Here is a 14835-nt window from a genome sequence, read left to right as displayed (position 1 = left end):
ATTCACAAACCCGCTCCCCATCCGTCATTCATGATATCAACGCATTATCTGAAGAAAGATCCCCGCTTACGCGGGGATAACGAAAGGGAGCGACGTTTATCGACAACCGAAAAAACGATTAACGGCGGAGCGTCGTTTCAGGCGATTTCATATAGCGGAAGAAATCACTATCCGGACTCAGCACCATCACGTCCTGATTATCGCTGAAGCTGCTTTCATACGCTCGCAGGCTACGAATGAAGGAGTAGAAATCAGGGTCTTCACTGAATGCATTCGCAAACAGTTTCGCCGCTTCCGCATCACCTTCACCGCGAGTAATACGCCCTTGGCGTTCGGCTTCAGCCAGCGTACGCGTCACTTCATAATCCGCAGTAGCTTTCAGTTTTTCGGCTTCTTCCTGACCTTGAGAGCGGTGACGACGAGCGACCGCTTCACGTTCTGCACGCATACGTTGATAAATTGCGTCAGAGACTTCCGTCGGCAAGTTAATCTGCTTGATACGTACGTCAATGACCTCAATACCCAATGCCGCCATACTGTTCGGGTTTATGTGCGGCTGCGCAGCGCCGGTAGTCTCTTTTTCAACACGCGCGGCGGCTGACGCAATCGCGTTATCCGCTTCCGTGGTTTCGCCCGTCCCCGTATTCAGCGCTTCACGCACATCAGACATCAACTGACCACGCGAGTCGGTTACGATGCCTTTTACATCCAGACGACCAATCTCAGAACGCAGACGGTCACTGAATTTACGTTTTAACAGCACTTCAGCCTGAGAAATATCACCGCCACCAGTGGCTAGATAATAACGGCTGAAATCACTGATACGCCATTTGATATAGGAATCAACGATCAGGTCTTTCTGCTCTTTGGTAATAAAGCGATCGGCCTGGTTTTCCATCGTCTGGATACGCGCATCCAGCATTTTCACTGAATCAATGAACGGAATTTTAAATTGCAATCCCGGCACATAAATCAACGGTTTATTCTCGTCATCACGCAGCACCTTGCCAAAACGCATGACGATACCGCGCTGACCTTCTTGCACCACAAACAGTGATGCATAGACCACGATCAATACCAGGATCAGGATAAATAGTAAGGGTTTACGCATGGATTATTCTCTCCCTACTCGAGTGATGTCATCACGCTGCGCATTCGCTCTGCGCTGATCCATGATATTTCCATTATTACTGCTACGTGTCTGATTGGAATTCACACCGCTGTTACCCGATGTTAGCGGCAAACGCAACGGATTAGCATTGCTGCTATTCCCCGCCGGGTTCGGGTTCACGCCAGAAGCTTGCCCGCGCAGCATCTGATCCAATGGCAGTACCATCAGATTACTGCCTTTGTCATTCACCAGAACCTTACGGGTATGACTCAACACACGCTCCATCGTTTCGATGTACAAACGCTCGCGAGTAATCTCAGGTGCCGCCTTATACTCAGGTAAAACCCTGGCAAAACGAGCGACCTCACCTTGAGCTTCGAGAACGGTACGTGCTTTGTAAGCACGAGACTCTTCGAGAATACGTTGAGCCTGACCATTAGCACGAGGTTGAACCTCATTCGCATAAGCTTCCGCTTCACGAATATATTGCTGTTCGTTCTCACGTGCTGCAATTGCATCGTCAAACGCCGCCTTCACTTCTTCCGGCGGACGCGCCGTCTGGAAGTTAACGTCCAACAGCGTTATCCCCATGTTATAAGGGCGCACGGTTTCTTCCAGCACACGCTGAGTGTCCGTACGAACAATGGTACGGCCTTCGGTCAGAATCTTATCCATGGTGTATTTACCAATCACACCACGCAACGCGCTATCGGTAGCCTGACGCAAACTGTCATCAGCATTCGTCACACTAAACAGGTAGCGTTCAGGTTCCGTCACACGATACTGAACGTTCATCTCGACGCGAACCACATTCTCATCAGAAGTCAGCATCACGCCCGCGGTGGCGAGCTCTCGCACCGATTCCACGTTAACCGCTCTGACAGAATCAATAAATGTCGGTTTCCAGTTCAACCCAGGATCAACCTGATGACTGAATTTACCAAAACGCGTGACGACGCCACGCTCGGCTTCTTTTATGGTATAGAAGCCACTGGCCGCCCAAATGACGACAGCAGCAACAGCGGCAATACCGACAACCCGGCCACCAAGGCCAGCGCCACCGGATGTACCACCGTTAGATCCCGAGCTTCTTCCGCCTCCCAGATCGCTGAGCTTTTTACTCAGCTTACGGAAGATATCGTCCAGATCCGGTGGCCCCTGATCTCCTCGGCCACCTTTATTATTATTTCCGCCAGAGTTGCCGCTATTATTATTGCTGCTCCCCCACGGGTCGCGGTCCTGTCCGTTATTACCGGGCTGATTCCACGCCATGTTTTAGCTCCATTCTTTATGATAGGTGTTCTTCAGGTTCAATATCCCAGAGTCCGTCAGACTATTTCGCCGTTCAGACAATTTCTGCCAGTCAGACAATATAATCCACCAGTTCCTGCTCTTGTTTACAAAGACGACGCCAGTCGGCGATGGGCATACGGATAACCAAACCAATATGTCCGTCCTCTTCAATCCATTCTTTTTCTATTGCCTGAAGCTGGTAAAAGCGGCTACGCAAGCGTCCTGCCTGTGGAGGAAGGCTCAACGAATATTGCGCAATTTCCCCAGATAGCCGCTCAGTCAACGCTTGAAATAGCAACGGAATGCCATCACCGGTCTGGGCCGAAAGCCAGACTCTGACCGGTAAATTTTCTTCGTTGCGATCGATGCGCGGTTCAAAATCATCCAGCATATCGATTTTGTTCATTACTAACAGCGTAGGAATATCGTCTGCTTCTATTTCTGCCAGCACGGTATCTACAGCATCGATATTCTCATCAAGACGAGCATCGGCGGCATCGACAACATGCAATAACAGGGAAGCCTGACGCGTTTCCTGTAATGTAGCCTTAAACGCAGCCACCAGATCATGCGGTAACTGACGGATAAAACCCACGGTATCCGCCAGCACCGTATCGCCGACATCATCTACCTCAATACGGCGTAATGTCGGGTCCAATGTGGCAAATAACTGATCGGCGGCATACACGTCCGCCGACGTAATCTTGTTAAACAACGTTGATTTACCGGCATTGGTGTAGCCCACCAATGAAACAGTTGGCACATCTGCACGCGTTCGCGCCCGACGCCCCTGTTCACGTTGTTTCTCAACCCGTTCGAGACGGGATAAAATCTGGCTGATACGGTTGCGTAACAAACGTCGGTCCGTTTCGAGCTGAGTCTCCCCAGGACCACGTAAGCCAATTCCGCCTTTTTGCCGCTCAAGGTGCGTCCATCCACGAACCAAACGCGTTGCAAGATGGCGTAACTGCGCCAGTTCTACCTGTAATTTCCCTTCGTGGGTACGTGCGCGTTGGGCAAAAATATCTAAAATCAATCCAGTACGATCAATCACCCTGCACTCGCACAAACGCTCAAGATTACGCTCCTGAGCCGGCGTCAGCGCGTGATCAAATAACACGACAAACGCATTTGTCTCTTTTACAACCTGAGCAATCTCTTCGGCTTTCCCTTCACCAACAAAATACTTAGGGTGCGGCGCCTTACGACTGCCAGTAATCACCTGCAATGACTCAATGCCAGCAGAAGACACCAGAGATTCAAACTCCAGCAAATCTTCCGTGTCTTTGTCTTGCGAGAAGTAAATATGAACTAGTATGGCTCGTTCACCAGCTTCATAACGGTCAAACAAGCGGGTAACCCCTCAAGCGAACAAAAAACACCAAAGCGAGGAAAACCAGTGATACATTCTGTTCCCCCGCCATGGTGAATGGACAATACGCTTTATTCAGCGTCATCACTTTCCTGTGGCTGTTGCTGTCCAGCCGGATTACTACCGTGGTAATTCGTAGTGCCAGGATTATTACTATGGTGAGAGACCGGACGGGATGGAACAACGGTAGAAATAGCGTGTTTGTACACCATCTGGCTGACCGTATTTTTTAACAAAATGACAAACTGATCAAAAGACTCAATCTGACCTTGTAACTTGATACCATTCACCAAATAAATCGAAACCGGAACACGTTCGCGACGCAATGCGTTCAGGAACGGATCTTGCAAAGATTGCCCCTTAGCCATTCTATATTTTCCTTATTTGTATGTTGTTTGTAACAAAGAACCCTATGGCTCTAAAATAACGATGTCAAAAAATTTGTGCGCTGAGACTTACCAATTGTACACAATCACTCAACCTATGCACTAACAACCTGAATGACCTTATCCAGTGCTTCTTGTGGTTTTTCACTGTCTAACCAGCAAACGTCATCCCAACCACGCAACCAGGTCATTTGTCGCTTGGCAAGTTGCCTTGTCGCACATACCCCCCGGTAAACCATTTCATCGTAATCAATTTCACCGGATAAATATGACCACATTTGGCGATAACCAACACAACGAATAGAAGGCAACGCCGTATGCAAATCGTTGCGGGCAAAAAGCGCCCGAGCCTCCTTCTCAAAACCCGCTGCCAACATCTGATGAAAACGCTGTTCAATCCGCTGGTGCAACAACTCGCGTGTCGCCGGAGCGATAGCAAACTGATGAACTTTATACGGTAACGCTTCACCAGACATTTTTGTCAGTTCAGTTAAAGTGTTACCTGAAACGAAAAAAACTTCCAGTGCCCGCGAGAGTCTCTGTGGATCATTTGGATGAATCCGAGCCGCAGCGACAGGATCTATCTCACATAACTGTCGGTGCATAGCTTCCCAGCCCATTTCTTCCGCCTGCGCTTCAATACGTTGCCGCACGGCAGCATCGGCAGACGGTAAAGGCGAAAGCCCCTCAAGTAAGGCTTTAAAGTAAAGCATCGTCCCACCGACTAACAGGGGAATACGCCCGGACGTACTGATACGCGCCATTTCCCGTAATGCGTCTCGCCGGAAATCCGCCGCCGAATACGCCTCGGAAGGATCGAGTATATCGATTAAGCGATGTGGCGCTTGCGCCAACTCTTCCGTGCTCGGTTTCGCGGTGCCGATATCCATTCCTTTGTAGATGAGGGCGGAATCGACACTAATCAACTCTACGGGCAAATATTGGCGTAATGTCATCGCCAGCGCCGTCTTACCCGATGCCGTCGGCCCCATAATAAAAATAGCGGGGGGAAGTGGCATCGTTCCAACCTTACTCATGCTGCAACGCCTTGATAGCGGTATTCATGTCCACCATCTGTAAAAGTTTAGCCGGTGGAGCCTTTACCAACTGGGGACAAAGTCGCTCAACATCGGTCAAAAGTTGTATTGCCTGAGAGTGTCCCCAGACCACCTGTTCACTTGCCAGCCAGGTTACCAGCCACTCAGATAACGCACTTTGCTCAACCGTTTGATTATCGGCCAGATAGCCTAACAGTTCTGAGATCAAGTTTTGTAAATTTTGTTGGCGTAATGGTAAAGGTACCGCTCTGAGCGTCGCACGTTGCGCTTCAACCAAAACATCAATGCCAAACATTTTTAGCAACGGCTGATGCGCAGCCAGAATAGCCAACTCAGATTTGCCCAACGTCAGGCGCTGTGGAATAAGAAGCGGTTGTGGCCGCAGCCCCTCCTCAGGTGGCGTCAGTTGTATCAGTTTCAGGTAATGCGCCGCCACGGGCAAAGAAAGCAAAGCCAATCCCTTATGGTATTCCAATAAAGCATAACAAGGAGGATACACCGTTAAGACTCGCCCAAAACCAGCGGCATGACTTTCAAGCGGTGATTCATGAGAAACGACCGTTGTTTCTGCTATTCCGTGTCGTGCCGACTCGACAACATCGGCGGATTGAGAATCAATAAGAGGAGCTGGCGCAAGCGATCGAGATGAGGCATCGTTCGAATCATCGACTTGCAGCAGTTTCTTATAAAGCTCACCTTGTTTTTTCTGATACGGAGAACCGGCCGGATAAGCAGGAACGTCAGATTCTCGAACCTTATTCTTATTCTCATGACCAGGTTTTTTTCCCGCCGATGAAGACGTTGTCTGAGCAAAGAGGTTTTCTCCCGCCGCCGTGCGGTTTTCCTGTTGCCACTGCATGGGTTGTTCGGTTCCTGGCTCAGAGATAGCAAGCATCGGTGCAGATGCCTGCTGCAACACCGTCATCACCGCCTGGTAAATGAAATCATGCACCAGTCGCGCCTGATGGAACCGCACTTCATGTTTAGCCGGATGAACATTGACATCCACTTGATGAGGATCGATTTCCAGATATAAGACATAAGCGGGCTGTTGATCGTCGTTAAGCTGATCCTGATAGGCTTGCCGAATAGCATGGTTGATTAACCGATCCCGCATCATACGTCGGTTAACGTAACAATATTGCATTTCAGGTAATTGCTTGGCTCCAGCCGGATCCGCGACCCAGCCATGGATCGTCAAGTCATCGTGCTGCCATGACACCGTTAAAGCATGCTGTAAAAATGCGCTACCGCAAATACTCCCCAAACGACGCTCATGCTGAGAAGGATCGCTGGCGGGCCGGTATTGTCGAATGAGCTTACCGTTATGATGCAAGGTAATCGCAATATCGAAATGGGCCAATGCGATACGGCGTACCACCTCATCAATATGGGTGAACTCCGTTTTCTCTGTACGCATGAATTTACGGCGAGCGGGGGTGTTATAAAACAGATCCAACACTTCCAGCGTCGTGCCAACCGGATGTGCCGCAGGCTTGACCGTCACCGCCATGTCACGCCCTTCAGCGTAAGCCTGCCATGCCTCGGACTGCTCTGCGGTACGTGATGTCAGCGTTAAACGAGAAACAGAACTGATACTGGCCAATGCCTCCCCGCGAAATCCCATACTGACAATCGCTTCCAGATCATCAAGCGAGGCAATTTTGCTGGTTGCATGACGAGCCAGCGCCAGCGTCAATTCATCCTTACCAATACCGGCACCGTTGTCGCGGATACGTATCAATTTGGCGCCACCGCGTTCTATCTCAATATCAATACGCTTAGCGCCAGCATCCAGACTATTTTCCACCAGTTCTTTGACGACTGAGGCGGGGCGCTCCACCACTTCCCCGGCGGCAATCTGATTAGCCAATTGCGGTGGCAGAACCTGAATCGGCATGATGTTTCCCTCTTGCCTATCTGAATAAGAAATTAGGGTAAAACAGGGGATTATGCAGATGGAATAATCAACGTTTGCCCAAGCTGTACATTACCTGATGTCATTGCATTTGCTTGTTGAATCTCTTTCATGCTGACGCCATAGCGAGCAGCGATCGCACTCAGGCTATCGCCACGTACCACTTTATGCTTTACCGGTACGGCTTTTCTCGTACTCGCCGTCGACACGTTCGAACCTGTCGTTGAGACCACCAAACGCTGACCAACCCAAACGATATCCTTATTTAATTTATTCCGTTCGCGGATCGACGCCATGCTCACGCCATAGCGCGCCGCTATGGCAGATAGGGTTTCACCTCGAACAACGGTGTGCCGGACTGTGCCATTACGGTTATTTCCACTTTCCTTTTCTACCGCTATCGCCGCGCCAGTGTTTTTATTTGCCGCCGTCTGAGCCGGGCGGCTTTCCTGCTTTGGGGCGGATTGCAACGGGTGTGCCTGGAAGTAGCTTCTCAACCCCAGATAAATCGCATTGGCAATTTTATCCTGATAGGCACCACTTCCTAATAAACGCTCTTCTTCCACATTGCTGATAAACCCGGTTTCAACCAATAGCGATGGTATATCAGGAGAACGCAACACCCCCAAACTGGCATGTTCAGGACGACGTTTATGCAAGCCCCCAACACGTTGCAACTCACGCAACACCTTGGTCGCCACGTCATAGCCAACACGCTGTGAATGCCCGAACTGCAAATCCAACACCGCTTGACTCAAATAAGGATCGGCACCGCTATTGGCCAATAAATCACCCGCACCGCCCAACAATTCAGACTGTTTTTCATGCTGTTCCAGCCAGCCCGCCATTTCACTGTTTGCCCGTCGATTCGACAAAACCCACACCGATGCTCCGGTTGCACTGCGGTTCGGTGCAGCATCTGCATGGATAGAAACCAGAATATTGGCCCCCTGCTTACGAGCAACGTCAGAACGCCCCATCACGGAGACAAAATAATCGCCATCACGCGTGAGCACAGGCCTAAAGGCAGGGTCATTATTCAAAAGCCCTTGCAGTTTACGAGCAATCGCAATGGTGACATTCTTTTCGCGTAAGCCATTCAGTCCTATCGCGCCGGGGTCCTGCCCGCCGTGCCCGGCATCAATGGCTACCACAACTCGCTCATTACCCCCCGTTACACGGGCAGACGATCTGGCTGAGGTATTACTGTTCACCACAACGGTGGATTTGTTGTTAAACGGATTTTTAGCAGGCTCAGTCGTCACCGGACGTGACTGACCAGAATCAGCCGGAGTGCTTCTTGCCACCGTTTTAGGCTTATCTCCCGTTACGGTGAACACGACGGTATACCCTGATCCCGTTTTTTGCGTCACTGCGCGGGTTTTCGCTGATTGCGTCAAATCCAACACCAGACGCAAACTTTGTGCATCTTGCGCATTGCTGGTACGAATGCGTTTAATCAGATTCTGCCCGCTAAAATCCAGAGGCAGTCCCTGAATGAGTCCGGTCTGGCGAATATCAATCACCACCCGTGCAGGATTAGTGAGTGGAAAAAAAGCGTAGATAGGTTGACCACTAAAGCTCAGGCTTACCGTCGCCTGACCAGACGCATTATCGACTTTTATATCAGACAGGTTAGCGGCCCAAACCGATCCGGCAAGCATCAGCCATACGCCTATCAATATTCTCATCATTCGGCTCATCATGATGCCGTTATCCCTGACTGTTCGGCCAGACGCTGCAAAATGGTCTCTCCTCGTGCCGATAAGGCGATAAAATTAGCCTGCCGCCCCAGTTCCCAATAATGTAAATGCAGTTCAATGTCGGCATCGGGTAAAACGCCAGCGCCTTGCTGAGGCCACTCAATCAGGCAAATAGCATCCTGTTCCAGATAATCACGAATCCCCATAAACTCAAGCTCTTCCGGATCGGAAAGACGATAGAGATCAAAATGATAAACGGACAGCGGTGTGAGCTCGTAAGGCTCGACAAGCGTATATGTCGGACTTTTTACGTTTCCTTTATGACCCAAAGCTTGTAAAAATCCACGACTGAATGTGGTTTTTCCCGCACCAAGATCGCCATACAGATGGATAACAATGGCACTGTCGCAGGTCGCCTTAGCCAAGGTGGCCCCTAATGCAATCGTTGCTGCCTCATCCGGCAGGGGTAGTACAATTTTTTTCATTCTGTCTTTTCTAATGGTATCCGCTCAGGATTTACATATTGGGACAATACCGGCATCAGGCCCGTGGCCAACATGCCTCGTGTTCCATATCGTTCAGCCAGATAGTCAGCAGCAGCGCCATGTACGACGCAGCCCGCACATGCCGCATCATATAGCGATAACTTTTGCGCCAGCAAACCACCAATGATGCCAGCCAACACATCGCCCATACCGCCAGTCGCCATCCCCGGATTACCGACATCAGCAATGGCAAGCCGCCCTTGCTCATCGGCGATCACCGTTCCTGCGCCTTTTAACACCACCACACCACCATAACGTCGCGTCAACTGCTGCACTGCAAGTAAGCGATTACTTTCAACATCAGACACACAGCAATTCAATAAACGGGCCGCTTCTCCGGGATGCGGCGTCAACACGCGATTTTGCCGTTTATGAGGGTCGATTGCCAGCATGTTAAGCGCATCGGCATCCCATAACATGGGTTTGTTACAATTTTCTGCCAGACGCAGTGCATTTTTCCCCCATTCATCCTGTCCCAGACCCGGCCCGATCACCACGACATCAGCCCATTCCAGACCTTGCCGCAGCGTATCGGTTGTCAGTTCTTGCACCATCAACTCAGGCCGAGCCACCAGAAACGCCGCTTGATACTGTTTGTGAGTGAGTACTCGCACTAAACCAGCACCCGTCCGCAGTGCCGCCTCTCCGGCCATCAACACCGCACCACCCAAGCCGACGTTGCCCCCGACCACCAGCAATCTACCATTATCACCTTTATGTTGACCGGCAGGGCGAGGCGTTAGCCATTCCGAAAGCTGCCTCGCGGTCAGCCGACGTATCGGCGCTATTTGGTCATCTAACCATGCCTGCAACCCTAACGAGCGATAATATAATTTCCCAATCTGCTCACGGGCTCGGCCAGTCAGTAGCCCAGGCTTCAACGCGATAAACGTCACCGTCTGCGCAGCACAAATCGCGACACCTGCACAGGCACCGGTTTCAGCATGCAGACCAGAGGGAATATCCAGTGAAATAATGGGGGCAGGATAGGCATTTGCCTGAGTAATTAACGTAACATAAGGTGCACGCGGCGCTGCGGAAAGGCCGGTCCCGAGCAGACCATCCACAATGAGATCGATCCCTTCCGGCCACAAGGTATCAGCCTCAGACTCATCAACATTTTGAATACTACCGCCTTGATCCAACCAGCACTGTCGGGCAAGACCGGCACATTCCGGTAGTGATTTCTCACTGGTGCAGGCAACAACATCCACCGTAATCCCTGACGCCCGCGCCAAACTGGCGATCACATACCCATCACCACCGTTATTGCCGTGTCCTGCCAGCACCCGCCAACGTCTGGCCAAAGGATAACATTGACGGGCCACCTGAAATGCGGCTTCCCCCGCTCGCTGCATGAGCACCCACAGTGAAAGCCCTGATGCCCTGGCACCATTGGCCTCTTCACGACGAACCCACTCGGCGTAGAACACCGAGTCGGGTAACATGGTAGATGTCGTATCTGGGTAATCAGACTCGCTGGCGTTATGCATGTCGATCTCGATCAATGACATAGAACATGCATTTCAAATTAGCAAGGTCTGCCCCGCTTCGCCAGAGGGAACAGACAATGGGTACTGACTAACGAGATATCTCAGGCAGAGAACTAAAAAACTGTTCGATGCGTTTTACCGAGTATTGCAACGTTTGTTCATTAAAAGCGTTTTTTAATACATCAAGCGCATTTGATAGAAAGGCTGACTCAGTGGACAAATCTATCTCAGCAAAGGGATTATCAATCTCAGTGCTCTTTAGCTCATTAAACTGTTTTTCAACATTACTTTGATATTCGCGCCCCCATTCTGCATGTTGAATAGCAGCGAAACGAACAAAACCAATAAACTCCTCCAGCCCTTTAACAACATCGCCGGATTCCATCGTTTCTCGATACTTTTCGTATCGTTCAGGTTCTTTCTCTTTCATCACCGCATCCCAGTCCACTTTATATTCGGATGTTCCGGGTATACGCGAAGGGGGCTCGTAATAAGATATATTGCCCTTTTCATCTGTTGTACGCGTCTGCGAAATCGCGGCGATTTGCTTCATCGTATCCAGAAAAGGCTGTTTTTGATCATCATCGATATAGTGTTCGGCCAGATAGGCGGCTTGAGACAGCCCCAGAGCTAAAGACGCTTGACGCTGTTCCCCACTTAGCGCTGAGCTATTCATGAAGTTTTCATCAATAATGCGATAAACCGCCTGCGATACCTGTTCAGGTTGTTCGGCTAGCGCCCGTGACAATGTATTGTCGATATCAGCAGAAAAAAAACGGCGAGCAGGTTGCGATATAATATCGTCTTGTAACTGTTTGCGCCCTTCCTGACTAATTTGCACTGGCTCATAGGTCGTTTCCGAAGAGGGTGCAACCTCCACCATTTTTGCCGCTTGTCGTTGATTAATGTCGATACTAATATCAATATCTTTATTTACAACACGATAAGAAGAAAGCGGTACCATTTCCATATTATATTCCCAGAGTTTTATTATCGGATATAGCGTGGATACGTCTCTGTTATCGGTATTAAGCATCATAATCTTAAGGTTTTTGCGTTCACGATGAACCACTCCCCTCAGAGATATCCTGGCATTGTGATAAAATCAGGTGATACGGTGCACTTTTACGGTTCCTCATGTCATACCCCTACGATCTCAGCGAATTAGCGCAACTCATCAAACAATGGGGCCAGACACTGGGATTCCAGCAGGTCGGTATTTGTGATACCGATTTGTCTCATGAAGAACCCAAGTTACAGGCTTGGTTGGACAAACAATATCACGGAGAAATGGAATGGATGGCCCGTCACGGTATGCTACGTGCTCGCCCTCATGAACTATTACCGGGAACGCTACGAGTCATTAGTGTTCGAATGAATTATCTTCCAGCCAACGCGGCATTTGCCCGCACATTAAACAATCCGTTATTAGGCTATGTCAGTCGCTATGCACTGGGTCGTGATTACCACAAATTACTGCGCCAGCGTCTAAAAAAGCTTGGCGATCAAATTCAGGCTTACTGTGGAGAACTGAACTTTCGCCCGTTTGTTGATTCCGCACCGATAATGGAACGCCCACTGGCCGCTAAAGCGGGGATTGGCTGGGTTGGTAAACACTCACTAATACTCAATAGAGAATCCGGTTCCTGGTTCTTTCTCGGCGAATTGCTGATTGATCTCCCCCTACCCGTTGATCAACCACAGGATGAACAATGCGGACGCTGTGTTGCCTGTATGACGACTTGTCCAACCGGCGCAATTGTCGCCCCTTATACCGTGGACGCACGACGCTGTATTTCTTACCTGACAATCGAACTTGAAGGCCCCATTCCAGAAGAGTTTCGTCCATTAATGGGAAATCGAATCTATGGATGCGACGATTGCCAGTTAATTTGCCCCTGGAATCGCTTTTCACAACTGACTGATGAAGCAGACTTTAGCCCACGAGCCTCCCTACATGCATCCGAGCTCATTGTGTTATTTGCCTGGAATGAAGAAAAATTTCTGCGGATAACGGAAGGATCGGCGATTCGACGTATCGGTCATATTCGCTGGCTGCGCAATATTGCTGTCGCACTTGGTAACGCCCCTTATCAGGACCATATCGTATTGGCATTACAGAGCCGTCTGGGCGAAAGCGATCTATTGGATGAACATATTCATTGGGCTATAAAGCAGCAGTTGATGCGCCGCACAGAACAGGAAATTGAGGTTCAATCTCCACAGAAAAAAAGGCTGATTCGAGCGATAGAGAAAGGCTTACCGCGCGATGCATAAGCCGTCAATGCCAATGTTACCCGTCTTTATCCCAGCCTGTGCATAAATATAAAAAGTCTTTGCCAATCAACTGTCACAAAAAGTACAAGTGATCGGCGCAACGTTTTACAAGTAAATATTATTTATATATATCAATTAGATAAATAATATCATTTTATCGACATCGCACAACGCCACAAAGATGATGCCAAAGCGGACTGTGGATAACTCTGTTCAAAAAAATATTATTTTTTATATCGAACGATGAGAAAAAGCAAAAAATAGAGAAAGGTACTAGATGAAAAAATATTGGAGCGGGAAACGAGACTCGAACTCGCGACCCCGACCTTGGCAAGGTCGTGCTCTACCAACTGAGCTATTCCCGCATATCTAGCTGAACTGATTGCCTTTTACCTTCGGAAAAGGATAAATGGCAACAACAATCAGGTGCACTATCTTGTTGAATTAATTATAACATCATGAATTATATAACTATTTCATGCTTAACCGATTCAACGGTCAGCATTATGTACTAATCGAGTAGTGCTCGCAAGCCCTTTTCATAGAAAAAGATGCTATCTGAGCAATAGCACCAACTTAAGCATTTACGGCGTAGCGTGTAGTTTCCCGCGAGAATCCATGGAAATCAGAACAACTGACGAGATAATCAGTAACGTCCCCAACCAGTCAGGCACGGTAAAGGTTATACCCAACAGCAGCAGAGATAACAGCGCACTACTCAGAGGCTCGGCACAACTCAGAATACTGGCTTTTGGCCCACCGATCATCTGCGCACCTTTTAGATAGAGACTAAAGGTAATCGTTGTACCAATCACCACTAAATAGAAAAACGCAAATAACACGCCATTACTTGCCGTGAAGGTCATATCCTGCCGAGCATAAAACGGCACCAACATCGCGCCCCCCAACAACATACTCCACCCAACTATCGGTAACGTCCCATAGCGAGCGATTAACGCCGATGGATAGGTCGTGTAAAAGGCCGCAGCAAAAGCCGAGGCGATCCCCCAGCACAATGCGTCTGAAGAAATGGAGATAGAGGTGAAATTACCATGCGTTACCAGCAGGAACGTTCCCACTAATGAGGTGAGTATCGCCGTAGCAATCAACACACCAGGACGTTTTTTACGGACCAGAGCAAACCAGGCCACGATAATCGTCGGTGATAAAAATTGCAGGATAGTGGCAGTCGCGGCGTTGGATTTTTCAATGGTGAGCAAAAAAGTGAATTGAACCGTTAACGCGCCAAATAACGTAAAGCACAACAGGCGGACACAATCCTCCCGATGTCGAATAACAGCAAAGATTTTATCACCATGCGAAAACGACAACGTTAACAGAATCAAACCAGAGAACAACAACCGCAGCATGGTCAATGATTCTGATGAAATATGGCTCTGCTCCATAATATACTGGGCGCAGACACCAGAACTGCCCCACAAAATGGCGGCAAGCAACACATACAGCATCCCTCTTCTACTCACACTCATTGAAGCCTCTGTTTCCCATTAAACACACGTCAAATACCACGGCTTACCACCATGTAAACATTCAAATAATCCTACGTAGCAACCGACAACCACCACTGAACATCGTTGTTCTGCCAGATTTTATCTTACTGATAGGGAGATCACCTACTGTGAAAATTTGAGTCTGCCCTTGAACACCGCAGAGTCCAC

12 protein-coding genes and 1 tRNA gene are annotated in these 14835 nt (G+C 49.2%); 1 reads left to right on the top strand and 12 read right to left on the bottom strand.

What is annotated here, in order from left to right; genetic code table 11:
- Positions 1–118 precede the first annotated feature (118 nt).
- The 10 genes from hflC to ACKPVM_RS18145 form a co-directional block, all read right to left on the bottom strand.
- The gene (hflC, locus tag ACKPVM_RS18190; protein ID WP_409311183.1) at positions 119–1111 is read right to left on the bottom strand and encodes a protease modulator HflC; all 993 of its coding nucleotides are present in this window, start codon (positions 1109–1111) and stop codon (positions 119–121) included.
- A gap of 3 nt (positions 1112–1114) precedes the next feature.
- A complete protein-coding gene (gene hflK / locus ACKPVM_RS18185) occupies positions 1115–2383 on the bottom strand; it encodes an FtsH protease activity modulator HflK (protein ID WP_409311182.1) in 1269 nt (422 codons plus the stop codon).
- 91 nt (positions 2384–2474) lie between these two features.
- Positions 2475–3755 carry a ribosome rescue GTPase HflX gene (gene hflX / locus ACKPVM_RS18180; RefSeq protein ID WP_409311181.1) on the bottom strand — a complete coding sequence of 427 codons (1281 nt, stop codon included), beginning with the start codon at positions 3753–3755 and terminating at the stop codon, positions 2475–2477.
- 92 nt (positions 3756–3847) lie between these two features.
- A complete protein-coding gene (gene hfq / locus ACKPVM_RS18175; protein WP_409311180.1) occupies positions 3848–4144 on the bottom strand; it encodes an RNA chaperone Hfq in 297 nt (98 codons plus the stop codon).
- A gap of 113 nt (positions 4145–4257) precedes the next feature.
- Positions 4258–5199 (bottom strand): tRNA (adenosine(37)-N6)-dimethylallyltransferase MiaA, encoded by a 942-nt coding sequence (gene miaA, locus ACKPVM_RS18170; RefSeq protein WP_409311179.1) that lies wholly within the window; start codon positions 5197–5199, stop codon positions 4258–4260.
- Complete coding sequence (gene mutL, locus ACKPVM_RS18165) at positions 5192–7120, bottom strand: DNA mismatch repair endonuclease MutL (RefSeq protein ID WP_409311178.1); 1929 nt, start codon at positions 7118–7120, stop codon at positions 5192–5194. The genes miaA and mutL overlap by 8 nt, the downstream gene beginning before the upstream one ends.
- Before the next feature lie 50 nt (positions 7121–7170).
- Positions 7171–8844, bottom strand: a complete 1674-nt coding sequence (gene amiB, locus ACKPVM_RS18160; RefSeq protein ID WP_409311177.1) for an N-acetylmuramoyl-L-alanine amidase AmiB — start codon at positions 8842–8844, stop codon at positions 7171–7173.
- Positions 8841–9326 carry a tRNA (adenosine(37)-N6)-threonylcarbamoyltransferase complex ATPase subunit type 1 TsaE gene (gene tsaE, locus ACKPVM_RS18155; protein WP_409311176.1) on the bottom strand — a complete coding sequence of 162 codons (486 nt, stop codon included), beginning with the start codon at positions 9324–9326 and terminating at the stop codon, positions 8841–8843. Before tsaE ends, amiB begins: the two co-directional genes overlap by 4 nt.
- Positions 9323–10879, bottom strand: a complete 1557-nt coding sequence (nnr, locus tag ACKPVM_RS18150) for a bifunctional ADP-dependent NAD(P)H-hydrate dehydratase/NAD(P)H-hydrate epimerase (protein WP_409311227.1) — start codon at positions 10877–10879, stop codon at positions 9323–9325. Before nnr ends, tsaE begins: the two co-directional genes overlap by 4 nt.
- Positions 10880–10967: 88 nt before the next feature.
- Positions 10968–11849, bottom strand: a complete 882-nt coding sequence (locus tag ACKPVM_RS18145) for a hypothetical protein (protein ID WP_409311175.1) — start codon at positions 11847–11849, stop codon at positions 10968–10970.
- A gap of 167 nt (positions 11850–12016) precedes the next feature.
- Between ACKPVM_RS18145 and queG the strand changes: the two genes are divergently transcribed.
- Positions 12017–13156 (top strand): tRNA epoxyqueuosine(34) reductase QueG, encoded by a 1140-nt coding sequence (queG, locus tag ACKPVM_RS18140; RefSeq protein WP_409311174.1) that lies wholly within the window; start codon positions 12017–12019, stop codon positions 13154–13156.
- A gap of 289 nt (positions 13157–13445) precedes the next feature.
- Here queG and ACKPVM_RS18135 read toward each other — a convergent pair.
- Positions 13446–13521, bottom strand: a tRNA-Gly gene (locus ACKPVM_RS18135).
- A gap of 219 nt (positions 13522–13740) precedes the next feature.
- Complete coding sequence (locus ACKPVM_RS18130; protein ID WP_409311173.1) at positions 13741–14646, bottom strand: EamA family transporter; 906 nt, start codon at positions 14644–14646, stop codon at positions 13741–13743.
- Between the last annotated feature and the right edge of the window lie 189 nt (positions 14647–14835).

The sequence above is a fragment of the Pectobacterium hainanensis genome, assembly GCF_046237015.1.
Taxonomy (GTDB): Bacteria; Pseudomonadota; Gammaproteobacteria; order Enterobacterales; family Enterobacteriaceae; genus JBJYIN01.
This window is presented reverse-complemented; position numbering and strand designations above follow the sequence as displayed.

Excerpts from the sequence above, each read along its gene's own strand:
- nnr (WP_409311227.1), bottom strand. The coding sequence starts at position 10,879 with ATGCATAACGCCAGCGAGTCTGATTACCCAGATACGACATCTACCATG.
- ACKPVM_RS18145 (WP_409311175.1), bottom strand. The coding sequence starts at position 11,849 with ATGGAAATGGTACCGCTTTCTTCTTATCGTGTTGTAAATAAAGATATT.
- ACKPVM_RS18130 (WP_409311173.1), bottom strand. The coding sequence starts at position 14,646 with ATGAGTGTGAGTAGAAGAGGGATGCTGTATGTGTTGCTTGCCGCCATT.
- hflK (WP_409311182.1), bottom strand. The coding sequence starts at position 2,383 with ATGGCGTGGAATCAGCCCGGTAATAACGGACAGGACCGCGACCCGTGG.
- amiB (WP_409311177.1), bottom strand. The coding sequence starts at position 8,844 with ATGATGAGCCGAATGATGAGAATATTGATAGGCGTATGGCTGATGCTT.
- hflC (WP_409311183.1), bottom strand. The coding sequence starts at position 1,111 with ATGCGTAAACCCTTACTATTTATCCTGATCCTGGTATTGATCGTGGTC.
- queG (WP_409311174.1), top strand. The coding sequence starts at position 12,017 with ATGTCATACCCCTACGATCTCAGCGAATTAGCGCAACTCATCAAACAA.
- tsaE (WP_409311176.1), bottom strand. The coding sequence starts at position 9,326 with ATGAAAAAAATTGTACTACCCCTGCCGGATGAGGCAGCAACGATTGCA.
- hfq (WP_409311180.1), bottom strand. The coding sequence starts at position 4,144 with ATGGCTAAGGGGCAATCTTTGCAAGATCCGTTCCTGAACGCATTGCGT.
- miaA (WP_409311179.1), bottom strand. The coding sequence starts at position 5,199 with ATGAGTAAGGTTGGAACGATGCCACTTCCCCCCGCTATTTTTATTATG.
- mutL (WP_409311178.1), bottom strand. The coding sequence starts at position 7,120 with ATGCCGATTCAGGTTCTGCCACCGCAATTGGCTAATCAGATTGCCGCC.